General features: G+C 48.8%; 21 protein-coding genes. 17 read left to right on the top strand and 4 right to left on the bottom strand.

Going from position 1 to position 23,933, the window contains the following annotated elements; translation table 11 throughout:
• Nucleotides 1-73: 73 nt before the first annotated feature.
• Entirely contained in the window at nucleotides 74-2,080 is a 2,007-nt protein-coding gene (locus OIN60_RS11305) for a beta-galactosidase (RefSeq protein WP_305754970.1), read from the top strand.
• Nucleotides 2,081-2,197: 117 nt separating this feature from the next.
• Here the strand turns inward: OIN60_RS11305 and OIN60_RS11300 are convergent, their stop codons facing one another.
• Complete coding sequence (locus tag OIN60_RS11300; RefSeq protein WP_305754969.1) at nucleotides 2,198-2,710, bottom strand: VOC family protein; 513 nt, start codon at nucleotides 2,708-2,710, stop codon at nucleotides 2,198-2,200.
• Between the two features lie 167 nt (nucleotides 2,711-2,877).
• Here OIN60_RS11300 and OIN60_RS11295 point away from each other — a divergent pair, with 167 nt between their 5' ends.
• On the top strand, nucleotides 2,878-3,705 hold the full coding sequence (locus OIN60_RS11295; RefSeq protein ID WP_305754968.1) for a helix-turn-helix domain-containing protein: 828 nt from the start codon (nucleotides 2,878-2,880) through the stop codon (nucleotides 3,703-3,705).
• A 133-nt stretch (nucleotides 3,706-3,838) separates the two neighbouring features.
• Nucleotides 3,839-4,258, top strand: a complete 420-nt coding sequence (gene fosB, locus OIN60_RS11290) for a metallothiol transferase FosB (protein ID WP_305754967.1) — start codon at nucleotides 3,839-3,841, stop codon at nucleotides 4,256-4,258.
• Between the two features lie 172 nt (nucleotides 4,259-4,430).
• Here fosB and OIN60_RS11285 read toward each other — a convergent pair whose 3' ends face one another.
• Nucleotides 4,431-4,973 carry a Uma2 family endonuclease gene (locus OIN60_RS11285; protein WP_305754966.1) on the bottom strand — a complete coding sequence of 181 codons (543 nt, stop codon included), beginning with the start codon at nucleotides 4,971-4,973 and terminating at the stop codon, nucleotides 4,431-4,433.
• 136 nt (nucleotides 4,974-5,109) lie between these two features.
• Between OIN60_RS11285 and OIN60_RS11280 the strand changes: the two genes are divergently transcribed.
• From OIN60_RS11280 to OIN60_RS11260, 5 genes are all read left to right on the top strand, one after another.
• Complete coding sequence (locus tag OIN60_RS11280; RefSeq protein ID WP_305754965.1) at nucleotides 5,110-5,814, top strand: nuclease-related domain-containing protein; 705 nt, start codon at nucleotides 5,110-5,112, stop codon at nucleotides 5,812-5,814.
• Between the two features lie 393 nt (nucleotides 5,815-6,207).
• Entirely contained in the window at nucleotides 6,208-7,383 is a 1,176-nt protein-coding gene (locus OIN60_RS11275) for a WXG100 family type VII secretion target (protein ID WP_305754964.1), read from the top strand.
• An 8-nt stretch (nucleotides 7,384-7,391) separates the two neighbouring features.
• Nucleotides 7,392-8,033: a DUF5984 family protein gene (locus tag OIN60_RS11270; RefSeq protein WP_305754963.1), complete on the top strand. Its 642-nt coding sequence runs from the start codon at nucleotides 7,392-7,394 to the stop codon at nucleotides 8,031-8,033.
• A gap of 312 nt (nucleotides 8,034-8,345) precedes the next feature.
• A complete protein-coding gene (locus tag OIN60_RS11265) occupies nucleotides 8,346-9,578 on the top strand; it encodes a WXG100 family type VII secretion target (RefSeq protein WP_305754962.1) in 1,233 nt (410 codons plus the stop codon).
• Nucleotides 9,579-9,580: 2 nt separating this feature from the next.
• Entirely contained in the window at nucleotides 9,581-9,832 is a 252-nt protein-coding gene (locus OIN60_RS11260; protein ID WP_305754961.1) for a hypothetical protein, read from the top strand.
• A gap of 426 nt (nucleotides 9,833-10,258) precedes the next feature.
• Here OIN60_RS11260 and OIN60_RS11255 read toward each other — a convergent pair whose 3' ends face one another.
• Nucleotides 10,259-10,579, bottom strand: a complete 321-nt coding sequence (locus OIN60_RS11255; RefSeq protein ID WP_305754960.1) for a winged helix-turn-helix transcriptional regulator — start codon at nucleotides 10,577-10,579, stop codon at nucleotides 10,259-10,261.
• Between the two features lie 161 nt (nucleotides 10,580-10,740).
• Here OIN60_RS11255 and OIN60_RS11250 point away from each other — a divergent pair, with 161 nt between their 5' ends.
• The 4 genes from OIN60_RS11250 (at nucleotide 10,741) to OIN60_RS11235 (ending at nucleotide 16,017) form a co-directional block, all read left to right on the top strand.
• On the top strand, nucleotides 10,741-11,388 hold the full coding sequence (locus OIN60_RS11250; RefSeq protein WP_305754959.1) for an NAD(P)H-dependent oxidoreductase: 648 nt from the start codon (nucleotides 10,741-10,743) through the stop codon (nucleotides 11,386-11,388).
• Nucleotides 11,389-11,579: 191 nt separating this feature from the next.
• Nucleotides 11,580-13,007: a glucuronate isomerase gene (gene uxaC / locus OIN60_RS11245; protein ID WP_305754958.1), complete on the top strand. Its 1,428-nt coding sequence runs from the start codon at nucleotides 11,580-11,582 to the stop codon at nucleotides 13,005-13,007.
• A 21-nt stretch (nucleotides 13,008-13,028) separates the two neighbouring features.
• Nucleotides 13,029-14,525, top strand: coding sequence for a tagaturonate reductase (locus OIN60_RS11240; protein WP_370872492.1), 1,497 nt, complete (start codon nucleotides 13,029-13,031; stop codon nucleotides 14,523-14,525).
• A gap of 1 nt (nucleotide 14,526) precedes the next feature.
• Complete coding sequence (locus tag OIN60_RS11235) at nucleotides 14,527-16,017, top strand: UxaA family hydrolase (RefSeq protein ID WP_305754956.1); 1,491 nt, start codon at nucleotides 14,527-14,529, stop codon at nucleotides 16,015-16,017.
• 205 nt (nucleotides 16,018-16,222) lie between these two features.
• On the opposite strand, the gene OIN60_RS11225 is transcribed toward OIN60_RS11235, so the two are convergent.
• The gene (locus OIN60_RS11225; RefSeq protein ID WP_305754955.1) at nucleotides 16,223-16,750 is read right to left on the bottom strand and encodes a methylated-DNA--[protein]-cysteine S-methyltransferase; all 528 of its coding nucleotides are present in this window, start codon (nucleotides 16,748-16,750) and stop codon (nucleotides 16,223-16,225) included.
• A gap of 219 nt (nucleotides 16,751-16,969) precedes the next feature.
• Between OIN60_RS11225 and OIN60_RS11220 the strand changes: the two genes are divergently transcribed.
• From OIN60_RS11220 to OIN60_RS11200, 5 genes are all read left to right on the top strand, one after another.
• Nucleotides 16,970-17,971, top strand: a complete 1,002-nt coding sequence (locus OIN60_RS11220) for an ABC transporter permease (RefSeq protein WP_305754954.1) — start codon at nucleotides 16,970-16,972, stop codon at nucleotides 17,969-17,971.
• A gap of 15 nt (nucleotides 17,972-17,986) precedes the next feature.
• Nucleotides 17,987-18,874: a carbohydrate ABC transporter permease gene (locus tag OIN60_RS11215; protein WP_305754953.1), complete on the top strand. Its 888-nt coding sequence runs from the start codon at nucleotides 17,987-17,989 to the stop codon at nucleotides 18,872-18,874.
• 22 nt (nucleotides 18,875-18,896) lie between these two features.
• On the top strand, nucleotides 18,897-20,543 hold the full coding sequence (locus OIN60_RS11210; protein ID WP_305754952.1) for a type 2 periplasmic-binding domain-containing protein: 1,647 nt from the start codon (nucleotides 18,897-18,899) through the stop codon (nucleotides 20,541-20,543).
• A gap of 142 nt (nucleotides 20,544-20,685) precedes the next feature.
• Complete coding sequence (locus OIN60_RS11205; RefSeq protein ID WP_305754951.1) at nucleotides 20,686-22,596, top strand: cache domain-containing sensor histidine kinase; 1,911 nt, start codon at nucleotides 20,686-20,688, stop codon at nucleotides 22,594-22,596.
• Nucleotides 22,571-23,776, top strand: coding sequence for a response regulator transcription factor (locus OIN60_RS11200; protein ID WP_305754950.1), 1,206 nt, complete (start codon nucleotides 22,571-22,573; stop codon nucleotides 23,774-23,776). Before OIN60_RS11205 ends, OIN60_RS11200 begins: the two co-directional genes overlap by 26 nt.
• Nucleotides 23,777-23,933 lie beyond the last annotated feature (157 nt).

Here is a 23,933-nt window from a genome sequence, read left to right as displayed (position 1 = left end):
TGAAGGAGAAGTGCCTGAAGGCGGCTCTTGCCTTTTCCTATTTAATCCGTTTTCGGTCGAAGGGGGAACAAACGTGAAGAACAAATACATCGATGCTCAACAAATGCAAATCGGTGTTGTATATTATCCGGAGCATTGGGAGCCTTCTCTCTGGGAGGGGGATATTCGATTGATGCAGGAGACGGGTGTCCGGTTGGTCCGGTTGGCGGAGTTTGCCTGGAGCCGGATGGAACCGTCGCCGGGACAATACACCTTTGAATGGCTGGATCGGGTGCTGGATTTGTTTTCCAAATATCAAATACATGTCGTCCTGTGTACTCCGACTAATACGCCGCCACGCTGGCTTACGGAGCTGAAGCCGGATATTTTGCCGGTGTTCGCTAATGGAGATACACATCATCCGGGAGTAAGGGGGCATCGCTGCTACAACAGTGAATCGCTCCGCGATTACGGGGCGCGGATTATCACACAGATGACCATGCGATATGGAAACCATCCCGCCGTGATCGGCTGGCAGCTTGACAATGAGTATTGGGTCATCGATTGCCACTGTGACACCTGCAATCGATGCTTCCGGAAATGGGTGCAGGAGAAATACGGTACGCTGGAGAACGTGAACCGCGAGTGGGGGACGGTCGTATGGAGCGGGGAATACAGCGATTGGAGCCAGGTTGGCGTGCCTTACGGCGGATCAAGACATCAGAATCCGTCCTATTTGCTGGATTTTGCCCGCTTTCAATGGGACTGCATCGCCGAGTTTCAACGCAGCCAAATTTGTATTATCCGTGAAAATTGTCCCGGGCATTGGGTGACCCACAATTTTCATACCTATCCACAGCGCCTGAACCTGTACCAGATCGGGGCTGATCTGGATGTGGCTTCCTTCGACTATTACCCGAATACCGATCCGGGCAAACAGGCGACAGGTCCCTACAGCGGCGCGTTGTCCCTGGATGTGACACGCGGTATCAAGCGGCGCAATTTCTGGATTATGGAACAACTGAGCGGGCCACCGGGCTGCTGGTTCCCGACCTGGAGGACGCCTTATCCCGGGTTTATCCGCGCGTTCTCTTGGCAGGCGATCGCACGGGGCGCCGACACGGTTGTGCACTTCCGCTGGCGCTCGGCGGTTGCCGGTGCGGAACAGTTCTGGCACGGGTTGATCGATCAGAGCAACGTGCCTGGGCGCCGGTTCAACGAATTTGCCGAGTTATGCGGCGAAGTTAACACCCTGGCCGACAAGCTCCAGGGAACTGTGCCCGTCTCTGAAGCGGCCATTCTGCTCTCGCACGAGCATTTGGAGGCTTTGCGGATTCAGCCGCAGGCCGAAGGTTTTGACTATTATGAAAATGTAAAGGATTATCACCGCGCCTTGACGAAGCTCGGCATCGGCTGTGATGTGATCGAATGGACGCAGGGACTGGACGGGTACAAGCTTGTCGTGGCACCGAGCTTCTACTTGCTAAACACGGAGGTGACCGCCGCATTGGAGCGTTTTGCCGCAGCGGGGGGGACCGTCATCGTAACGAGCCGTTCCGGTGTAAAACATATGAACAATCAGCATGTGATGCTGCCGCTGCCGGGGCTGCTGGCGAAATGCACCGGCGTGAAAGTGGAGGAATACGATCCGATCGGCCGGACGGCCGTGCGTATCGTCGATGACATGGAACACTCCTACCAGGGCTCGCAGTGGTGTGATGTGCTGAGCCTGCACGGTGCCGAGGCGATTCTCTGGTATGACGAAGAATTTTATAAGGGCACACCGGCGGCTGCGGTTAACAGGTTCGGGCAGGGAAAAGTCTATTATCTGGGCATACATCTCGAGGAAGCCTACCTGCAGCGTCTGTTCCGGGAGATTGCCGAAGAGCTGGGGTTAATGGTTGTGTCCGATCTGCCGGAGGGTGTGCAAATCGCCATCCGCACCGGGGCAGCGGGGAGCTATTTGTTTGTGCTCAACTTAAGCCGTGAGCCGCACCAGGTGACACTGCCTGCGGCGTACTCCAGTCTGCTGTACGGAGCAGAGCGGGGCAATGTGCTTAGCCTTGCGCCTTACGGTGTCGACATTTTGCAACTGTCGTAGATGTAGTCGTCGCAATTTTCAGGTGACGTAGCTAAGTTAAAGCAAACCAAACCAAACCCTGAATATCACTTCGATTGATTTCAGGGTTTGTGTATCTTTATTGGCTGATTCAGAGCATTACAGGCTCTTGCTCCATTCGGTCACCCTGCGGTAGCTTTCTTCCTCCGAAAGATCCTCAATTCGGGTCATGATCGACCATCTGATGCCAAACGGGTCCAGAATGCTGCAGTACCGGTCTCCGGAAACAAAGTTTGCAACCGGCTCTCTGACAGTCGCTCCGTTGGCTACGGCCAAGGCAAAGGTCTGGTCAACATCGGGAACGTAAATTCCAAGCGAATAACATGCATTGCCGTCTCCCGGCGGCAGAACCAGCCCGTACGCAGGGTTGGCAGCTCCCAGTTGCAAAAAGCCGTTGCCAAAATCGATATCCGCATGGACGATGATTTTATTGCCGTTATCGTCCATCTCTGTTGCACTTTTCATTATTGCTCCAAAAACGGTTTCGTAAAAGGTGATCGCTTCGGCCGGATTGTTCACTGCGATAAACGGTGTAATGGCAGTATATCCGTTAGGTGTCCCGTTTCGGGTATAATCCCCGCTCACGCCTGTATGGTTGTTGTGACTCGTCATCTTATTCCTCCCATTGACAAAATTCAAAGTCAAGCGTCGATTTCCCGGGATTTGCGCTTTGCATTGCGAAACCGGCTTGCATTTGGTAGTCTCCATTGTAAGGGACAGGCACTTCGTATGTATTGTAAAAAGGCGACGTCGCAAGCAGGACAGAGAGGTTGGTGTGCATGAAAAATGTAGAGGGCTCCTCGACGCGTGGCATTGTGCATGCAGCCGCCGGGCAAGGCAAGTTTGTGTTGAACCGCTTTGCACCAGGACCGATGCTCGAACCATTCGTCGAGCATTACTGGAGCATTCGCTACCATTTGCCGGACGGGCAGCGGCATACTCAAACGGTCTTATCGTTTCCGAACGTTCACCTGGCCTTCGAGCAGGATGACGTGGGGCGTCGGGCGCTGTTGTATGGCATTCCGAAGCGGCCGTTTGTACGCGAATTACGTGGAGCAGGGCGGGTGCTTGGCGTCAAGTTTCGCGCAGGCGGTTTTTTTCCGTTTTGGCAGCAGGATGTCTCGCTGTTGACCGGGACGACGATCACGGCGTCCGCAGTGTTCGGCTCCTGTGCGGACGAGTGGCTGGACGCTATACTTGATGCGGGCAGCGATGCGGCGATGGCTGAGCAGGCGGAGTTCGCCCTATCGGCGCAGTTGCCGGGGCGTGATGCGCAGGCAGAACTGGCGGATCACATCGTTCGGAACACGTTGGACGACAGAAGCATCATAAGAGTAGAGCAAATGAGTGACCGCACTGGATTGTCGGTCCGACAATTGCAGCGCCTGTTCCGCAAATATGTTGGCGTTACTCCGAAGTGGGTCATTAAGCGGTTTCGGTTGCAGGAGGCGGCGGAACGGCTCGAACGGGACGAGTCGGCGCAATGGGTGGAGCTGGCGGTGCAACTCGGGTATTTCGATCAGGCGCATTTTATCAAAGACTTCAAATCGGTCCTTGGCCAATCGCCGACAGCCTATCGAAAAGCATCGGACATTCGGCGCGACTAGCTTTCACCCTTAGTATTCGTTGCAGCGTGAAGCAGCCTGTGTCAGTGCATCCGATACTTGACGGCAGAGCCGATCTTCGCACGAAGAGTCCGGGATGGATGCTGCAAAAATGTGAGAGAAGAGAAGTGAGAGTGTGAAAGTTAAGCAAATTAACCATTTATGCTTTTCCGTGTCGGATCTGGAGAGGTCTGTCCGGTTTTATGAGCAAGTATTCGATGGAAAACTATTGGTCAAAGGAAGAAGGCTGGCTTATTTCGACATTGGTGGGCTTTGGGTGGCCCTTAACGAGGAGGATATTCAGCGAGAGGCAAGGCCTCGTTCCTATACCCATACAGCATTTACGGTCGGCGAACAAGATTTTGATGACCTCTTGCAACGTTTGACCGCGCTTGAAGTGGAGATATTAGAAGGACGTGAACGGGACTTGCGAGACAAAAGGTCGATTTACTTCCTAGACCCGGATGGGCATTTGTTCGAATTGCATACAGGCACGCTTGAAGACCGGCTGGCATATTACCGGGCGGACAAAACGCATATGACATTTTATGACTAAAATTTTTGCAACAAAACTGGCTGCCCCGGGGAGGCAGAATGAAAGGTTAACGTCTAGTTGGGCCGGTGGGAGAAGGGGAATAGCAGAGGTCCTTCAGCCCACCGGCCAATGGTAAATATCGCGGAGTAAATGGCTCGTTGCCTGTGATCCGATTGATCAAAAAGGAGCCCAATCAGGCGAAGAGATCCCGCATCGAAACGCGCATTCCCTTAAATAGCTGCGATTCCGCAAACGGTTCCCCGGTATTCGAGTAATAGGCTATATCCGCGATCTCACCCTCTTTTAAAGTGTAAATCGTCATCTGCTCCTTCATTGGATCGACGATCCAATATTCCTTGACACCGCATAGCCTGTATAAATCGAGCTTTCGGATCAAATCTTTGCTTCGTGTGGAAGGAGACAACACCTCGATAACCAGTTGCGGCGTGCCCTTGTATTTGCCATTCGCATCAATTTGGTCTTTGTCACAAATGACAACCACATCTGGCTGTACGACACAGATATTCGTTTTCTCCTTTTCCAATGTGATATCAAATGGAGACGTCAGCGGTGTACAGGGTTTTCCTTTAAACCAATTGTAAAAGGTACCAATCAGTTCTTTTACAGCATGCTGGTGCTTGTACGAAGGAGAGGCGAGATTATACACAACACCGTCGATCAGTTCAAAACGTTGTTCCGATGTCTCGGTCAACTCGAGAAACTCCTCATAGGTCACCCAATTGTCACTGGCTTCGTATCTCGCCGCTTCCTCCCTGAGGACGCTAGAGTTGAATCAGTGATTGGCAGGTTTTTTATAAAAATCCCCAATTCATCCGATATACAAAAAGAAGGAAGAAGGGGGAGCAAAGGACATGTTTAAGAAATTTATATCTTTATTCACGCCTGGCAAGAATTCAGCTACGAAAAGGCAGGACCAGAATACTTCCAAGCCAACTGTCTCCAAAACCGGCCCTAAAGTAAAGCCCACCCGGATCGGAGAATTGGGGGAGTATAAAATTAACATCCAGCTTGATCAACTCCCGAAGGGCTGTAAGTATCTTAGTGATCTATTGATCACCAATCCCAAAGCCCGCTCCGGCTACTCACAGATCGATCATGTTGCAATCACGCCTAGAGGGTTATTTGTGATTGAAACGAAGAATTACAACGGTGAAATCAAGGGTAGCAGGAAAGAGAGAAACTGGAGAGTTAGCAATCGGTTTAATATGTATAATCCTTTTATGCAAAACTTCGGACACATTCAGGCGATCAAAGGGCATCTGGGAGATTTTGAAGGAATTCGTGCCATATCTCTGGTCTCATTCACCATGCGTTGTCGGTTTAGTGTTGATCCGGAGCTTCGGCAGATTAGTTCCGATGAACTGATTGTATATGATGTGGAGTTATCGGAATATATCCAGCGAAAACTGAATCGGTTGCAGGAGCAGGAAGAGAGCCCGGTGTATTCCGCAGCAGAGATTCATTCCATATACGATGTTCTGTTGAAGGCCAATATCACAGACCCGGCGGTGAGAGCACTACATATCGAGAAAGCAGGATCGAAAACTGCCAAGTAATCATGGTGAAATGAGCGTTATAGTGAGCCCATGCTTGGAGACGTTTTGCTACGAGTGTAAGCAAGAAAAAGTAAGCCTCGTAATCCAATACTATGATAGGCTGGTACGAAACGCCAAGCTGACATGAAATCCCTGGGAGATTCGCACTTGCTTGTGCCACAAGAGCGTGAATTGAAATTCTAGGAGCGAATGTTCTTAATCAATCTATATAACACTGATGTATCAAACTCACCCAAGTTTAAATGCACAAAAGTGAAAGCAAATTGTCAAATGAAGTGGGAATCTTTTGAAGGTAGCACGAAGGTCATATCAAAGTTAGATCTAATGTCGCTGTGCCCTGAATTTCTATTTTAGTATAATTTAATTCCATAAAATAGAAGTGGGAGTGTAGGCATGGCGAAAATACAGGTACCTGCGGATCTCATGATGGAAGTTGCCCGAAGGATTAGAGTTGGGAAAGATCAGTTAAAATACATATTGGAACAGAATTTTTCAAGAACGACTGCGTTGTTGAATGAATTTGAAGGAGAGACGGCAAGAAGGTTCCGCTCGTTGCACGAAGAGAACGCGAGAACACTGAGCCTGGTCCCGGTAAATCTGCAAAAAGCAGCGGATGAATTAGAAAGCATTGTAAACAAGTTTGTTGATGCAGACTCAGGCATAGTCCATATTCCAGATTTCATTGGGACGAAGAGCATTTATGATTATGCTAGAGATTTTTTCAAACCGGACTTTGGAACTATTGGGCCTGCGCATACCAGTTTTGCGCCACTGAATGAGCTGTCTAATGCTAGAAACGATTCTACCGAAAGGCCACCGCGAGAAGAACCGGAGAAAGGGTTCGGTGACCATGTTCATGATTTTTTCGAAGGGGCATGGAAACCGCTCAGCACATTGGATGATGATATAGTTAAACTGGGCGAGCAAATAGAGGAAGACCCGGTAGGCACGATTGGCGGAATGGCACGAGATGCAATTGCCGCACCAGTCGAAGGCGCAGTGAATGGTGCGACTTTCGGGTGGAACTTTCTCTGGGGCACGGGTGGTGCAAGGGAACAGGTAAAAGAATATGTAGAGACAGAAAAACAAAAAATTGAGGAGCAGGGCAGAGCCTCTTACGCAGGAACAGCAGCTTCGAGTCTTGCAATGCACATTCTTGGCAGAAGAGTCGGGAATAAACGGGATTTGGGACAAGCACATGCTCATAGTGAGGGGCAATCAGGAATAAAAAAAGACCCCTCTCAGGAAGAAAACGAAATTCCGAAAAGAACTTATGAGCCAAGCCCTAAGCATGATCCCAAAAGCGGTTGGGGGAGTCCTAATCCAATACCGGATACTGAAACAGGGCAAAAATTGTTGGATTCAGCTTACTCTTCAATAAAGAGTAAGCAGCTCTACAATATTTATGAGGGGAAGCTTATTAAATTTCAGCCAGACGGAGAAACAGGATGGCATCCATATGAAGTTGCAAATCCGGCTAAAGAGGTACCTGCCGATGTGTTAAGGCAGTTACTTAAAGATGGTCAGATTACAAAAGTGGAGTACAGTAAGTTTCTAAAAAACAAGTGAGGTGCTTAATGCTGAGAAGCTTTGGAGAAAAAAACGTATTTTCTATTCAGTATAAATTTGAAACTAACCCTTTTAATGAAAGCACTTTGGCAGGAGAAACATGGGGGAGGTTTGAACTTTTTGTTAGAGGAATAGATATTTGCCAGTATAAGAGAGAAAATAGTTTAAATACTTACCAATGGAATTTAATATACATTGTTGAATGGTTCAGTGAAAATTTAAAGTATATCTTGAGCGATGACTCATTCCCTCTCCCTGTTGAAGGCCAGCACTCACTCGAGCTATTGGATAATTGTTTGTCGTTTGAATCAGATAATGATGATGAATTTGATGCATGGTTTGACACAAAACAAGAGTGGGAATTTCAACACTCTTGGTTCTCAAGTAGAGCAGGTTCTTTTTTGGCTGATATTTTTTTCAGAAGAGTTAACGATAAAATAGAGATTGCTTGGAATAATGAATCAACATACTCTACTGAAGGAATATCATTTACTAATCCAGCGGGGCTTGAATATATACCGATTGGCATATTTGAGTCGACTGTAAAAAGTTTTATCGAAGATTTCTTGGATCAAATCATGTTGAAGGATGATAAAAAGAGAAATGTAGAAGAAATTTTACAAAATATAAAGAATAACCTGAAAGCGTAAAGAAGCATGACTGATTAATTCAAAACCACAGGACGCAAATTCGTCCTGTGCTTTTCCTATAGGAAAAGCAATGAGGTTCGCACTTTTGCAAGGCCAATCCCTTGTGCTACAAGGCCTAAATTGACCGCTGTCGCTCCTTATGCAGAAGCGTGGATTTTTAAATGCACAAAAGTGAAAGAAAACTGTCAAATGAAGTGGGAATCTTTTGAAGATCGCACGGAGGTCATATTAAAGTTAGACCTAATGTCGCTGTGCCTTGAATTTCTATTTTAGTATAATTTAATTCCATAAAATAGAAGTGGATGTGTAGGCATGGCGAAAATACAGGTACCTGCGGATCTCATGGTGGAAGTCGCTCGAAGGATCAGAGTCGGGAAAGATCAGTTAAAATACATATTGGAGCAGAATTTTTCAAGAACGACTGCCTTGTTGAATGAGTTTGAAGGAGAGACGGCGAGAAGGTTCCGCTCCCTGCACGAAGAGAATACGAAGGCACTGAGCCTGGTCCCGGTAAATCTGCAAAAAGCAGCGGATGAATTAGAAACCATAGTGAACAGGTTTGTTGATGCAGACTCAGGCATAGTTCATATTCCTGATTTCTTTAATCCAAACTTTGGAACATTCGGGTCTGTAAATATCAATTTTAACCAACTGAATGAGCTGTCTGATGCTAGAAACGTCTCTATTGAAAGGCCACCACGAGAAGAGCAGGAAAAAGGACTTGGTGACCATGTTCATGATTTTTTCGAAGGGGCATGGAAACCGCTCAGCACATTGGATGATAATATAGTTAAACTGGGCGAACAGATAGAGGAAGACCCGGTAGGCACGATTGGTGGAATGGCACGAGATGCAATCGCCGCACCAGTCGAAGGTGCAGTGAGCGGTGCGACTTTCGGGTGGAACTTTCTCTGGGGCACGGGCGATGCAAGGGAACAGGCAAAGGAACATGTAGAGACGGAAAAACAAAAATTTGAGGAGCAAGGTGCGGCTTTTTATGCGGGGACAGCCGCCTCGGCATTAGCTGTTCAGTTTCTTGAGAGAAGAATAGGTATCAAGGGGAAGTTGGGAGACGGAGTAAAATACACACCTAGAGAAGAAGATCAAGATAAGCTAAAAGATAAGGTGTCTGAGGGAACGCATAAAGTTCAAACTGGTGGTAGAGAACTCTCCGTTGATGAATACCTGAGACGGTTAGACAAAGCGGATGAAATGTATGAATCCTTTAGAAAGTCAAATTTTGATGTTCAGTTTATTAGTGAGAATACAGGAATGGAAGAACATAGAATACGAAAAATTAAAGAACATGTATTCTTCAAAGAACACATCAAAGAACATGGTGTTGGACGTTTTGAGGCTGATTATGAAATTGCTCAGGCTTGGGATAGACTTCAAAAAGGGACCTACAAACAGAATGACATCGACTTATTGAATCATGAACTTTTTGAATCGAAATTTGAAGGGATATTTAAGACAGATTACAGGACTGCACACGACAGAACAGTAGATTCCGGGCGTCCGTGGTATCCGCCAGAGGAGGAGTAATTTTGGCTTCATATGTATTGTTACTTAAAGAATTTGAAAACGATGAAACTGTTGTCTACAAATTTGGACCGAGTGAAAATGTAATGGGAAAAATCGAGTTAAACAAATTAACCAGAAAATTTTCTGAGCTTGAAGGTTTACCTGATCCTAACATTCCATCAAAGTTCTATTTTGACAGAGCGGCGCAGAGATTGGCAGTTTGTCTAATTAGAGAAGGTGGAAAGTTTCCGGAAAGAACAGCGTTCGAGTCTTAAAGAGCTTAAAGTTTGGGGGAGTTCAGCCGCCAATACTAAGGTTTATGTCAACCCATCAAAAAAAGAGATTGTTGGCGTACAACCTGGTAGTTTCAAGTAAAACTCGAAAGGAGTACTTACGTTGCTATTATTAAAAGAGATTGGGACAGATCATGATAGTTCCAAGGTATCATGCACTTACACTCCGTCTGTAAAAACCTATAATATTGTTACCGAGAATAACGGATTTATTATTTGGTTCTCAAGAAGAAAAAAAGTCGAACAAGAAGTATCACAGAACGGAATAAGCTACTTGCTATCCGAGAATGAGCTTTTGGGGTTAGTTGCCAAGAATATAGAGATTATTGATTAACTTCCAAACCTTGATTGGCCTCGTGCCTTTCGAGGTTTTTACTTTGGTGGGCTACCCGGTGCGAAATGAACCCATCATTTCAAGTGGATTTCGCCCCAATCGTAAATGCTGTGCAGGATAGGAACAAAATCTCCGCCAACAGATGTCAAAGAGTACTCAACACGTGGAGGGACTTCTTTATAAATCTCACGATGAATAAAACCATCCTCTTCCAGTTCACGTAATTGTTTAGTGAGCATGGCCTGAGTGATGTCAGGGAATGTGCGCTTGATTTCTCCGAATCTTTTGGGTCCCCGTGACAAATACCACAGTATTACTAATTTCCACTTGCCACCAATTATTTTCTGAACCATCGCAAGTGAGCAGGTAGAAGTGTATTCTTTTTCTTTCGACATAAGGTGTGCCCTCCGTTAAATGCTTAGTAATTTTCCCAATAGTATGATTTTAGATAGTATATATCATGAAACATCGTACTTGTTATAATCGAACTTTAGGAATAACATTACATGAGTAATCTGATTCTGTCAAAAAATTAACTATTGGAGGAAAAGAAAGCATGAATATCACGATTCTTTACGGTCATCCGTACAACAAAAGCTTTAACAAAGCCATTTTGGATCAAGTCACCTCTCATTTGAAATCACGTGGTGCTGATGTAAAAGTTAAGGATCTTATTGAAACATCATTTAATCCCACAATGGGGATTGATGATCTGGCCGCTAAAGCTACTAAGGTGTTACCAGCAGAAATTGCTAAAGAGCAAGAAGATTTATTATGGACCGATGCTTTTGTTATTATTTCACCTTTGTGGTGGGGTGGTTTCCCGGCTGTAATTAAGGGCTACATTGACAGAGTTTTCACTACCAACCTTCTACGTTCTCCTCAAGGGGAATATGGTCTTAAGGACAAGCGTGCATATACGATCTTCACAACAGGATCATCTGAGGATTATGTTCGTATTTCACGTCAAATCGATATGATTTATGCGGCAAACGATAACCTGTTTGGGTTCGCTGAATTTTCAGATGCTGAAATTCAAATTTTCTATGCAGTGCCACGAATCACACAAGAAAGAAGAGAGGCTTTATTGCTGGAGGCTAATCAATTTGTTGATCGGATTTTCGACCTGAAACCGGGAGAAGGAGGCAGTTTGGAGAATAGTCCTGCTCGTCAAGCACTGGAGTATGATTTGGCGAAACATTAACAGAGTCCAACCTTGAGGAGCAAAACCACAAGCCAGTCTAACACTTTATTTTGGTGTTTTGACTGGCTTTATTGTTAACGCTAACATTTTTGTTGCAATCTAGCTCCCGCTATGTCATATAATAAAAGTAAGCATGTTGCATTGAAAAATGTTCACGTTAACATTTTGCCTGGGAGAGGATGGTTTTGTACATGGTTAAACCGTTTTTGGATGAGAATTTTTTGCTGAGCTCGGAAACCGCTGTAATGCTGTACGAAAAGTATGCGAAGGATATGTCGATTATTGACTACCACTGCCATTTAAGTCCCAAGGAGATTTTGGAGAACAAAAGCTTCAAAAACCTGACCGAAGCCTGGCTGTACGGGGATCACTACAAATGGAGAATGATGCGGGCGAACGGGGTGGAGGAGCGGTTCATTACAGGGGACGCGGACGATTACGACAAATTTATGGCATGGGCGCGGACGGTTCCCAACATGATCGGCAACCCTTTGTATGCCTGGACTCACCTGGAGCTGCAGCGTTTTTTCGGGGTCCATGAGCTATTGAATGAGGAATCTGCTCCTTCCATCTGGGAAAAGGTCAACCGCCAACTGCAGGGTGAAGGCTTTGGAGCACGCGATCTGATCACCAAATCCAAGGTGGAGGTCGTGTGTACGACAGACGATCCTTGCGATTCGCTGGAATACCATCTGGCCATTCAGGAGCTGGAGGATTTTCAGACCCAGGTGTTGCCAAGCTTCCGGCCGGACAAAGGGTTTGAAATCGCCAGAAGCACCTTTGTGCCTTGGGTAAGAAGATTGGAAGAGGTGTCCGAGTCGGTCATTTCCGATTACGGACAATTTTTGAAAGCGCTTGAGCAGCGGGCCCGTTATTTCCATGAGATCGGCTGCCGTGTATCGGATCATGCGCTGGATAGTGTGGTTTTTGCAGAGACGACGCTTGAGGAAGCTTCCGCCATTTTTGCTAAAGCGATGTCTGGTGAGCAAGTGACAACGGGAGAGGAAGCGAAGTACAAAACCTATACGCTGGTATTTCTGGGTAAGCTGTACGCCGAACTGGATTGGGCAATGCAGTATCATATCCACGCACTTCGCAACAACAATACGGCTTCCTTCCGGACGCTGGGGCCGGATACAGGTTACGATGCCGTGAACGATGGACCAATTGCGAATGCGCTTGTAGGACTGCTTGATGCCATTGAGCTGGAAGGCGGACTGCCGCGAACCATTTTGTATTCGCTTAACCCGAACGATTATCATGTGATTGCAAGCGTAGCAGGCAGCTTTCAATCTGGAGGCGTCCGGGGCAAAATCCAGTTCGGAACCGCCTGGTGGTTCAATGACCACAAGGAAGGCATGCTGGAGCAGATGAAGGTGCTGTCCAACCTTGGAATGCTGTCGTGTTTTATCGGCATGCTCACGGACTCCCGCAGCTTCCTTTCTTATACAAGACATGAATATTTCCGCAGACTGCTGTGTGATCTGGTGGGCACCTGGGTTGAGGAGGGAGAAGCGCCCATGGATGAAGTATTACTGGGCCGCTTGATCCGGGGCATCTGTTATGAAAACGCCACCACCTATTTTAAATTTCCGGCGACGGCCGCACTGAAGCGCTAAGCACCTGACTGGAGGAAAATGATGAATATTTTAAGCAGACAGGGAAAGCAGGGAAGAACGCCTTATCCGGTTAAAGTCGTCCAGTTTGGAGACGGGAATTTTATGCGGGCGTTTGCAGACTGGCAGATTCATATCATGAACACCGAGCTAGACTGGAATGCAGGGGTAGCGGTGCTGCAGAACCGGGCGGGAGGGCGATCCGCAGAACAGCTACATGAACAGAATGGGCTGTTCACCGTCTGTGTGGAAGGTTACCGGGACGGCCAAACGGTCAGGGAATACACACTGGTGGAGTCGGTTGTGCAGGGAATGAATCCATATAAGAATTATGAGGCTTATGCGGAATTGGCCGTTCAGCCTGAGCTGCGGTTTGTTCTGTCCAATACGACGGAAGCAGGCATCGTGTATGCGGAAGAAGACAGGTTGGAAGATCAGCCACAAAGCACTTTTCCCGGGAAATTAACAGCGCTGCTGTACAGGAGATACCAAGTTTTCAATGGAGATCCGGCAAAGGGACTTATTATCATTCCATGCGAACTGATTGAACGTAACGGGGAGACGCTGCGGGATATCGTATTGCGTCATGCTGCAAAATGGGAGCTGGAAGAGCCATTTTCCCGGTGGCTGCGGGAGCATAATCTATTCTGCAGCAGCCTTGTTGATCGGATCGTTTCGGGTTACCCCCAAGAGCGGGCGGCCGAAATGGAAGCCGAGTTAGGCTATCAGGACCCATTTCTGACGGTAGCGGAGCCTTATCATTTGTGGGTGATTGAAGGACCGGACTGGCTCCGCGCCGAGTTTCCGGCTCATCAGGCGGGCCTGAATGTGATCATAACCGATGATTTAAGCTCTTATCGGATCCGGAAGGTGCGCATTCTGAATGGTGCCCATACGGCGTTGACGCCGGTCGCCTATTTAAATGATCTGAACACGGTGGAAGAGGCCGTAAATCATGAGTTAAGCGGAGCATTTGTAGAAGCTTTGATTCGTGAGGAAATTATACCGGCTCTGGACATCCGCGCACAGGAGTTGCATCAATATGCGGATTCCGTGCTGGAACGGTTCAGGAATCCGTACCTGCGGCACCAGCTTCTGAGCATAGCGCTGAACTCGTGGTCCAAGTTTGATGCCAGACTGAAGCCTTCATTGTTAAGCTTTGTGCAGCAGCAGGAGCGACTGCCGGACAGAATGGTGTTCTCGCTCGCGTCGCTGATCGTTATGTATAAAGGGAGCAGGGGCTCTGAGCGGATTAATCTGTCCGACGATCCCGCCATTCTTGAGCTGTTCCAGCAGGAGTGGGAGCAGTATGACGGTACACGCGAAGCGGCAGACCGGCTCGTGAGCCGCATTCTGGCGGATGCGCGCGTGTGCGGTGGTGAGCTGGGGACAGTTGCAGGGCTTTCCGAACGAGTTGCAGATCATGTGCATGAGATTGCAGAACTGGGGATGTCTCAGGCGCTGGCCCATTTTTTGGATACCTCAGACCGTCTGATTGCGGCACAGGAAGGGGAAGATTGAAATGCTGGAAGTAATCCGTATCCACGAACGGGATAATGTAGCGGTTGCGCTGCGTGATTTCAGTCGGGATGAATCCGTCCGGATTGATGAGACGGAAATCAGGCTTGTTGATGATATTCCCCGTGGCCATAAGCTGGCACTCGCTGCGATTCAAGCTGGGGAGGATGTGCTGAAATATGGCTATCCGATCGGGCATGCTCTTGAACAGATCGTCCCTGGTCGCCATGTGCATACCCATAATACGAAAACCAATCTGACCGGCGTGGAGCAGTACCGTTATGAGCCGAAGCTTTTGGAGAATGATTACCACAACGAAAATTTGACCTTCGAGGGCTATGTTAGGAAAAACGGCAGTGTCGGCATACGGAATGAACTGTGGATCGTACCAACGGTGGGTTGTGTAAACGGAGTAGCCGAGATGATCATAAACCGTTTCAAGGAAGAGGCGGGCTCGATTGCTCCTTTTGAACAAACGCTTGTGCTTAAGCATAATTACGGCTGCTCCCAGTTGGGTGACGACCATGTCATGACCCGCACGATCCTGGCGGATGCCGTCAAGCATGCCAACGCCGGTGGAGTGCTGGTGCTTGGGCTCGGCTGTGAGAATAACAGCATGAATGAATTCCGGGAAGCCATCGGCGAGTATGACGAGGGGCGGGTGAAATTTCTGCTTTCTCAGGAAGTAGGGGACGAGGTGGAGGCAGGCGTTAAGCTGCTGCATGAGATTCATCGTAATGCCCAGGGCGACCATAGGGAGACGGTTCCGCTATCTGAGCTCAGCATTGGATTGAAATGCGGGGGGTCTGACGGATTGTCGGGCATTACGGCTAATCCGCTGCTGGGCAGGCTGTCCGACTTTATGGCGGCCCAAGGAGGAACCACTGTGCTGACCGAGGTGCCGGAAATGTTTGGCGCTGAGCGGATTCTGATGGAACGGGCTGCGAATGAACAGGTATTCGACAAAATTGTGGATCTCATTAATAACTTCAAGCAGTATTTTCTCGATTATAATCAGCCTGTATACGAGAATCCCTCTCCAGGCAATAAGGCTGGGGGCATCACCACGCTGGAGGATAAATCGCTTGGCTGCACACAGAAATCCGGGATTTCGCCGGTGAATGATGTGATCCATTATGGTGAACGGCTGCAGACGAAAGGACTTAATCTGCTAAGCGCGCCAGGGAATGACTTGGTTGCCTCCTCGGCTCTAGCAGCAGCGGGCTGCCAGCTCGTTATTTTCACGACAGGGAGGGGGACGCCGTTTGGTTCCTTCGTGCCAACGATGAAGGTGTCCACCAACACGCCGCTGTATCAATCGAAGCCGCACTGGATTGATTATAATGCCGGCGATTTGCTGGAAGGGTCCACCATGGAGGAGACTGTCCGTGATCTGATCCGCTACATCATCGAGGTCGCCAGCGGCAAGCTTGTCAACAACGAAAAGAATCAATTCAGGGAGTTGGCGATCTTTAAAAATGGGGTAACCTTGTAATCCGCATTCCGTTCTGGTAGAAAACAGGCGGCGCCCAATAAGAAGGTGCGCCGCCTGCTCGGTTCAAATACCTCGAGCTTATATATTCATTCCCCGCGAAATGCTTTCTGCAATTCCGCAAGGTCAAACTTTTTCATTTTCAAAAAAGACTGTGTAACACGCTCGCGTTGCTCCGGCGTGCCCTTGGACATCATGTCGTCCAGGATCAGGCTTGATGCGGCTCCTTCTCCAATTCCAGCAGCTTTGTTTTCATATCGATTCCACCACGATATCCAGTTAGCGCCCCGTTTTTGCCGATGACACGATGGCAAGGAACCGTAATTAAGATCGGATTCGCGCCGATGGCTGAGCCAACCGCTCGAATCGCAGCCGGTTTTTGAATACGCTGAGCAATATCCGAGTAGGAGCGGGTTTGCCCGTAAGGGATGTCACAAAGGGCTCTCCATACTGCCTCTTGAAAAGGCGTTCCTTGATAAACGAGCGGGATTGAAAAATGTTCAAGGTTGCCTTGCAAGTACTGGGTAAGTTCAACCGCATAAGGCTGCAGCCTTTTATCATCCTGAGTTAAGGCTCGTCCCGGATATCGGGCGTTTGCCCAAGATGTTAATTCTTCAAACGGCTGATTTTGAGAACCGACAAAACAAAGTCCTTCATCCGTTGCAGCGATATATAGGTTCCAGTCCCCATAAGAAAAAAAGGACCAATACAGAGATTCACTGATTTTTGTTGTCATGTGGAAGAGCCTCCTGCAAGTGTTGTTGTGCTTAGTATAACTCTGAACAGAGTCATGTGTGTTCAATTTGGAATGTAACAGCAAGATAACGAAATAATCAATTTGCCCGGCACCTGAAAAATGCGCACCGAATCAAAAATATGAACCCTAGGATTTGAAGTGAGCACCCTATAAAATATAAATGTAAGTGCTTACATCAGTGAAGGGAGGTCATAACGCATGAGTTCCAAATTCAAGGCTGCCAGTGTATCACCGGATGGTGCCATAGAGGGCCAAGGGCTGCCAGCAGAACTCGTTCCGAAGAAGAAGGGAGCGGCCTATCTGTTCAGAAAGCTGTTGGAGCAGCGGTATTTGCAGGTGATGGCGCTGCTTGGGCTGATCTGGATGATCATCTTCAACTATCTTCCCATGTATGGGATTGTGATCGCTTTCAAGAATTTCGATATTATCAGCACGATCCAGGAAGCGCCCTGGGCGGGGCTGGAGCATTTCAAGGCCTTCCTTGAGGACGATAATTTTTGGGATGTTGTGAGAAACACACTCGGTATCAGTTTGCTCAAGCTGATGATCGGATTTCCACTGCCGATTCTGTTTGCCCTCTTCCTGAATGAAGTCCGTTCTATACGCTATAAGAAATCCATTCAGACCATTTCTTACCTGCCGCACTTTCTGTCATGGGTCATCCTTGGCGGCATTCTCGCGACCTGGCTCTCGGATACAGGGCTCGTGAATGAGCTGCTGCTCGGATTGGGATGGATCCGTGAGCCCATCAGCTATCTGGCGGAGCCTAGTTACTTCTGGGCCATTGTCATCACTTCGGATATTTGGAAGGAGCTCGGCTGGTCGGCCATTATTTATCTGGCTGCTATGGCGGGGGTTTCACCGGATCTGTATGAGGCTTCGACGATTGACGGTGCGGGACGGTTTCAGAAAATGTGGTATGTCACGCTGCCATCTATTAAAGGCACCATCTCCATCCTGTTTATTCTTGCGGTCAGCGGCATTTTAAATTCAAACTTCGACCAGATCCTCGTATTGCGCAATTCGCTGAATGAGAGCGCGAGCAGTGTGATTGACGTGTATGTGTATCAGGTCGGCATTCAGCAGGGGCGGTTCTCCTATTCCACCGCTGTAGGTCTACTCAAGGCGGTTGTTGCGCTTATTTTACTGCTGCTGGCCAACAGCGTCACCAAACGGCTCAACAATACATCACTGTTCTGAAAGGGGGAGACAAAGATGCCGTTTCTTAAGCGCAAGACAGCGGGAGAGGCAGTATTTGATACGGTTAACAATATCGTGATGCTCATCATCTGTTTCTTGACGCTTTATCCCATCTGGTATGTGCTTGTGAATTCCTTCAATGACGGAGCGGACGCCATGCAGGGGGGCATCTTCTGGGTGCCGAGGGTGTTCAGCCTGGATAATTACCGGGCGGTATTCGCCAGCAGCGGCATTATGACGGCTATGGGCGTTACGGTTGCCAAAACACTGGTCGGCACGGTGGTGCACGTCTTTTTTACGGCTATGGTGGCCTACGCCTATTCACGCCGCGAATTGATCGGGCGCAAATTTTACATGGTTGTCGGCACGATTACACTGTTTTTTGGCGGCGGGCTTATTCCGACCTATTTGCTGATCAGGGACCTTGGGCTGCTGGACAGCTTCTGGGTGTATATTATTCCGGCCATGTTCAGCTTTTTTGACCTTATTATTTTCCTTTCCTTCTTTCGCGAGCTGCCGGACGCACTGGAGGAGGCGGCGAAGATGGACGGGGCCAACGACTTCAAAATCTTTTACAGCATCGTGCTGCCTTGCTCGATGCCGGTTGTGGCGACGATTGCTCTATTTCACGGTGTGCACCAGTGGAATGATTATTTCACAGGCATGATTTATATCAACGATACCAATCTCCAGCCGATTCAGACGTATCTGTACCGGGTTGTGGCCCAATCCAGCTCCAATCAGATGATGGCGGCCGCGCCGGGAGTGGCGGCACAGACGGTGACCTCGCAGTCGATCAAGCTGGCGACGATGGTCGTCACAACACTGCCGATCGTGCTGGCGTATCCTTTTTTACAGAAGTATTTTGTTAAGGGTCTGATGATCGGTTCGATCAAAGGATAAGCAGATTAAAAGGGGGATTTCAATGTTTACACGCAAATGGCGGGCAGGCATCCTGGCTTTGATTACGGTGTTCATGCTGACGGCATGCACATCCAGAGGGGGGAGCTCCACACCGGCCTCGCTGGAGGAGCCCAAGACACCGGCGACCGCCGATGAGCCGGGCTGGAAGGCAGATACGGACCCGATAACGTTCGACTGGTATCTGAACTTCTCCTGGTTTCCTAATAAGTGGGGAGTGGATGCCACGTCCCAGTATGTGACGAAAAAAACGGGGGTCAGTCTTAATTTCATCGTGCCGGCGGGTAATGAAAATGAGAAGCTCAACACGATGATTGCCTCCGGCAAGCTGCCGGATTTTATCACCTTGGGCTGGAGCGAGGATGCTGTCAAAAAAATGATTGAAGGCAACATGGTGCTGCCGCTCAATAAGCTGGCTGAAAAATACGACCCGTATTTCATGAAGGTGGCGGACGCGGCCAAAATATCATGGTATCAGCAGCCGGACAGCAACATTTACGGTTATCCAAACTCATCGTCCTCGCCGCAGGACTACAAGAAATATGGCCAGAACTTCGTGTCCAATCAAACGTTCATGGTGCGAAAGGATATGTATGAAGCCCTTGGCAAGCCGGATATGAGAACACCAGAGGGTTTCTTGAAAGCGCTTCAGGATGCGAAGCAGATGTTCCCGGAGGTCAACGGTCAGCCGCTGATTCCGCTTGGACTCCATGAGTTCACAGATGTGGGGAATTATTCGCTTGAGGATTACCTGCAGAATTTTCTCGCGATTCCTTACGAGAAGGATGGTCAGATGTATGACAGGATGACAGACCCAGAATATACTAAGTGGCTGAAAACGCTGCGGAAGGCGAATGAAATGGGGCTGCTGGCGAAGGACATCTTTATCGACAAGCGTCCGCAAATGGAGGAGAAAATTGCTCAGGGCCGTTATTTCGCCATGCTGTTCCAGCGCTCCGATATGGCCTCCCAGCAGGCGACACGTTATGTCAATGACCCGGATTCCGTATATATTGCGGTGGAAGGTCCGGCCAACAGCAAGCTGGATCCGCCTACGCTGGCGGGTCCCGGCATTTCGGGTTGGACGCTGACGCTTATCTCCAAAGACGTGAAAGACAAGGAGCGGGCGATCGAGTTTTTGACTTATCTCATGAGTGAGGAAGGCAATAAGGATCTTTACCTGGGTGAAGAAGGCGTAACTTGGGACATGGTGGACGGCAAGGAAACGTTCAAGCCTGAGGTGCTGGACCTGCTGAACACGGACCGGACAGCATTTGATAAAAAATACGGTGCTTCCTTTACCTTCTGGATGATGATGGATACGAATATGAATCTGAAGTGGGCACCGCCGAGCGTCGAGCCCGTGAAGCAGCCTGAAGATTGGACGAAAGGCAAAACGTACAGCTTCTCGCAATACGATAATACAGATCCTACCGGAACTTCCGAAGAAGGAATTGCCAAAAGCAAAATCGATCAGGCGTGGAGCAAAACGCTGCCGAAGCTGCTGCTGGCTGCGTCGGACAGCGAGTTTGATCAGTTATTCGAGAAATTTCTGAAGGACCGTGACGAGGCAGGCTACGATAAAGTAAAAGCTTATCAGGCCAAGGCCTTTGCGGAGAATCAGAAAAAAATAGAATCGTTTGTGAAATAACTGAAAAAGGGACGCATCATCTGCTCTGCTATGAGCAAGCGTCTGCTTCGAAAAATCCCGACCTGTCGGGATTTTTCGAGTTGATATAGAAAGGAGCGGCTGCCTGCAGCCTTCCCATAAATGAGATGCTGGAAGTGATCCCATGCGTGCTATCATACGGAATACGATTGGGAAAATGGTCGGCAGGCTTGGCGGATTGCCGCTACAGATCAAGCTGATTGTCGCGTATATCGGCGTCATTTTGATTCCTGTCGTCCTATTTTCGATATATACCTTCCAGCAGCTATACGATAATACGCTGCTGGAGATTAAGAGGAAAAATGAGTTTGCGCTGGATAGCGAGCTGAAGGATATCCTGAATAATATGGAGATTATGGAACGGACCGCGCAGCTTGCGGTTTCGGACCGTGCAGTGCTGAATTATTTAACGAGCAGCAGGGAGCTTGCGGCGGAAGAATTAGTGAACTTTAATATGAATGTTTTTCCCAATCTCCAGCATTTGCTGTACAGCAACCCCAACCTATCGAATATCCGGCTGTTTACAGACAATCCGCATGTCAACGAAATTTGGCCTATCATTTTCCGGGAAGAACGCATTTACAACCGGCATTGGCTGCCCAGGGTGAGTGCGAGAAACGGGATGACGTGGTGGGAGATGTACAGTGGACCCGAGGATATTTTGCGAAACGGAGAGGTGGATATTCAGGAACAGACGGCCTATATTTCTTTGTTAAGAGAAATACAGGGCAGGGAGGGCGCGCAACGTGGTGTCGTGCAGATCGATATGAAGCTGGAGCAGTTCTCGCCTAAGACATTTGGTAGTCTGCAGGATAGGGAATCGCAGATGGTTATCTTCAGCCGTGACGCCCAGCCGTATTATCGCACGGACCGTAGGCAGCCCGGTAGCCTCCCAACAACGGTGATTCGGGAACAATTACTGATGCATGCAGAGGGTAAGCAGGGAAGCTTCCGCTTTGCCTATCATGGCATGGCCTATCTGGGATTGTACAGATATATCGACGGACCTGACGCTTATCTGATGAATGTAGTGTCGCTGGAGCCGGCTTTGTCGGACATCCGCGGCAGACGCAATCAGCTCCTGAGCATCGTAGTTGTGCTGATTGCCTTCCTGTCGCTGATCTCATATGGCCTGCATGCTCTTATATTGAGACAGTTGACCACCCTTCGGGATTCCATGAAGCAGGTGCATGAGGGGAATTTCGAAATTCGGATTCCGGTATATGGACAAGGGGAAATTGCTGAGCTGGCACGCCATTTCCGCAAGATGCTGGGCAAGATCAAAGAGCTGATCGCTGAGGCCGTTCACAAACAGGCGGCAGCCAAAGAAGCGGAGCTCAATTCACTCAAGAATCAGATCGACTCGCATTTTCTCTATAATACGCTCGAAAATCTGAAGATGATGGCTGAGGTGGAAGGACATTATCCGCTGTCAGATGCACTGACCTCCCTCGGTTCTATGATGCGATACAGCTTTCAATGGTCCGCCGATTCGGTCTCTTTGGAGGATGAAATTCGTCATATCCGCAATTATATGGCCCTGATGAACATTCGGTATGATGACAGGCTGCGGCTGGAGGTGCAGGTGCCAGATGAGCTTCATGCCCGCAGTGTGCTGAAGATGACGCTGCAGCCGATTGTAGAGAATGCGGTTAAGCACGGCTGGAAGCCGGAGCGAGCCGAGGGAGAGGCTTTTGCGGTCAAGATTCAAGCGTTCGAGCATAGAGGGAGCCTGCATATTCTGATCACAGATAACGGAGCGGGCATGCCGGAATGGAAAATGAATGAAGTGAACGCGGCTCTCAAGCTCGGAGATAAGGAGCTACAGCAGCAGATTCTGGCCGGTCAGCGATCGCAGAATCACGGAATCGGTCTGCGGAATGTGCAGACAAGAATACGGATTCACTGCGGGGAGGGCTTCGGCATTCATGTGGACAGCCGGCAGGGAAGCTCTACAACCGTGCATATGGTGCTTCCGCAGGCTATATCCGCCAAGGGAGGGAACCAGGATGAAAAGAGTATTGATTGCGGATGATGAGAAAAACATTCGGCTTGGATTGAAGGCTATGGTAGAGCGGGAGTTCCCTGGGGATTTCGAATGTTACACAGCCCAGGATGGGCGTCAGGCCTGGAATCAGGCCAATGAGACGCCCATGGATATCGTTATTACAGATATCAGAATGCCCCGTATGGACGGCATCCAACTGATGCGCCAACTTCGTCATTTGCAACCAAGGCCGCTGGTTGCCGTGCTAAGCGGTTATGGCGAATTCCAGTATGCAAAGGAGGCCATCCGCTGCGGTGCGCAGGAATATTTGCTGAAGCCGGTCATCCGCGACGACTTGTTCTCCATGCTTAAGGACATGGAGGAGACTTTAAACGCAAGAGAGCAGATGAACAAGGAACGAGAGCTGCTGCAACGGCGGAAGGAGGATTTCCGAGCGGCTCAGTTGAATTATATTCTGATGAGCGCACAGCATGATGCCGCCGAAGTGATGGAGAGGCTGAAGCGGGTGGAAATGGACTGGGCGGCCTCAGACTGCCGAGTAGCAGTGCTTGATACCGGACTGGGCACGATTTCTGGAGTGCTGACGACGGCTTTAACCGAGCTCGAAAGCGGAGGGCATGCCGTTGCCTTCAACGATATGGAAGGAAGGGCTGTGCTGGTTACGGACAACGGCGAATGGCTGCAGTCCTGGCCTGACCGGCTGCGGGCCGCGGGTCTGGAACGTTTCCACATGGGAACCAGCGCCGATATAGGAAAGCCGGGTCATTTCAAAGAGAGCTATGTACAGGCGAAGCAAGCGCTGCAGTCTGCGGGTAGGCCGGGAACGGCAGGCAATGGAGGAAAGCTGTGCGAGCTTGACCGGGCTGTGGACTATATTCATAAGCATTACAGGGAGGATTTGAATATGGCGGTCGTGTCCAACCTCGTATCGTTGAATTATACGTATTTCAGTCAAGCCTTCAAGTCCTATACCGGTGTAAGCTTTGTTCAATATTTGAAGAACGTGCGGATTTATAAATCCAAGGAGCTGCTGGAAGGCACCGGGCTCAAAATTTATGAGGTGGCAGCAGCCGTCGGATTTGAGAACGCCAAGCATTTTAACAAGGTTTTCAGAGAGAAGGAGGGCATTACTCCGCAGGAATACCGGGCAAGATATCATGCTTTGCACAGAGGCGGGAAGGTCTTTGGTGGTATGCCCGAAGTTTAGTGTGAGTTGTAGTGGTATTTGGCCTGATGCCGTTGTTATAATGGATGGAGACCAAGGCATCGAGCTATCATGACGGCCTTATTAAAAAAATGGATAATTTTATCCATTCAAATCTCTTGATATTAAACCGATATAATCTCCGAAGAATATCATATTC

The sequence above is a fragment of the Paenibacillus zeirhizosphaerae genome, assembly GCF_030705605.1.
GTDB lineage: Bacteria > Bacillota > Bacilli > Paenibacillales > Paenibacillaceae > Paenibacillus > Paenibacillus zeirhizosphaerae.
This window is presented reverse-complemented; position numbering and strand designations above follow the sequence as displayed.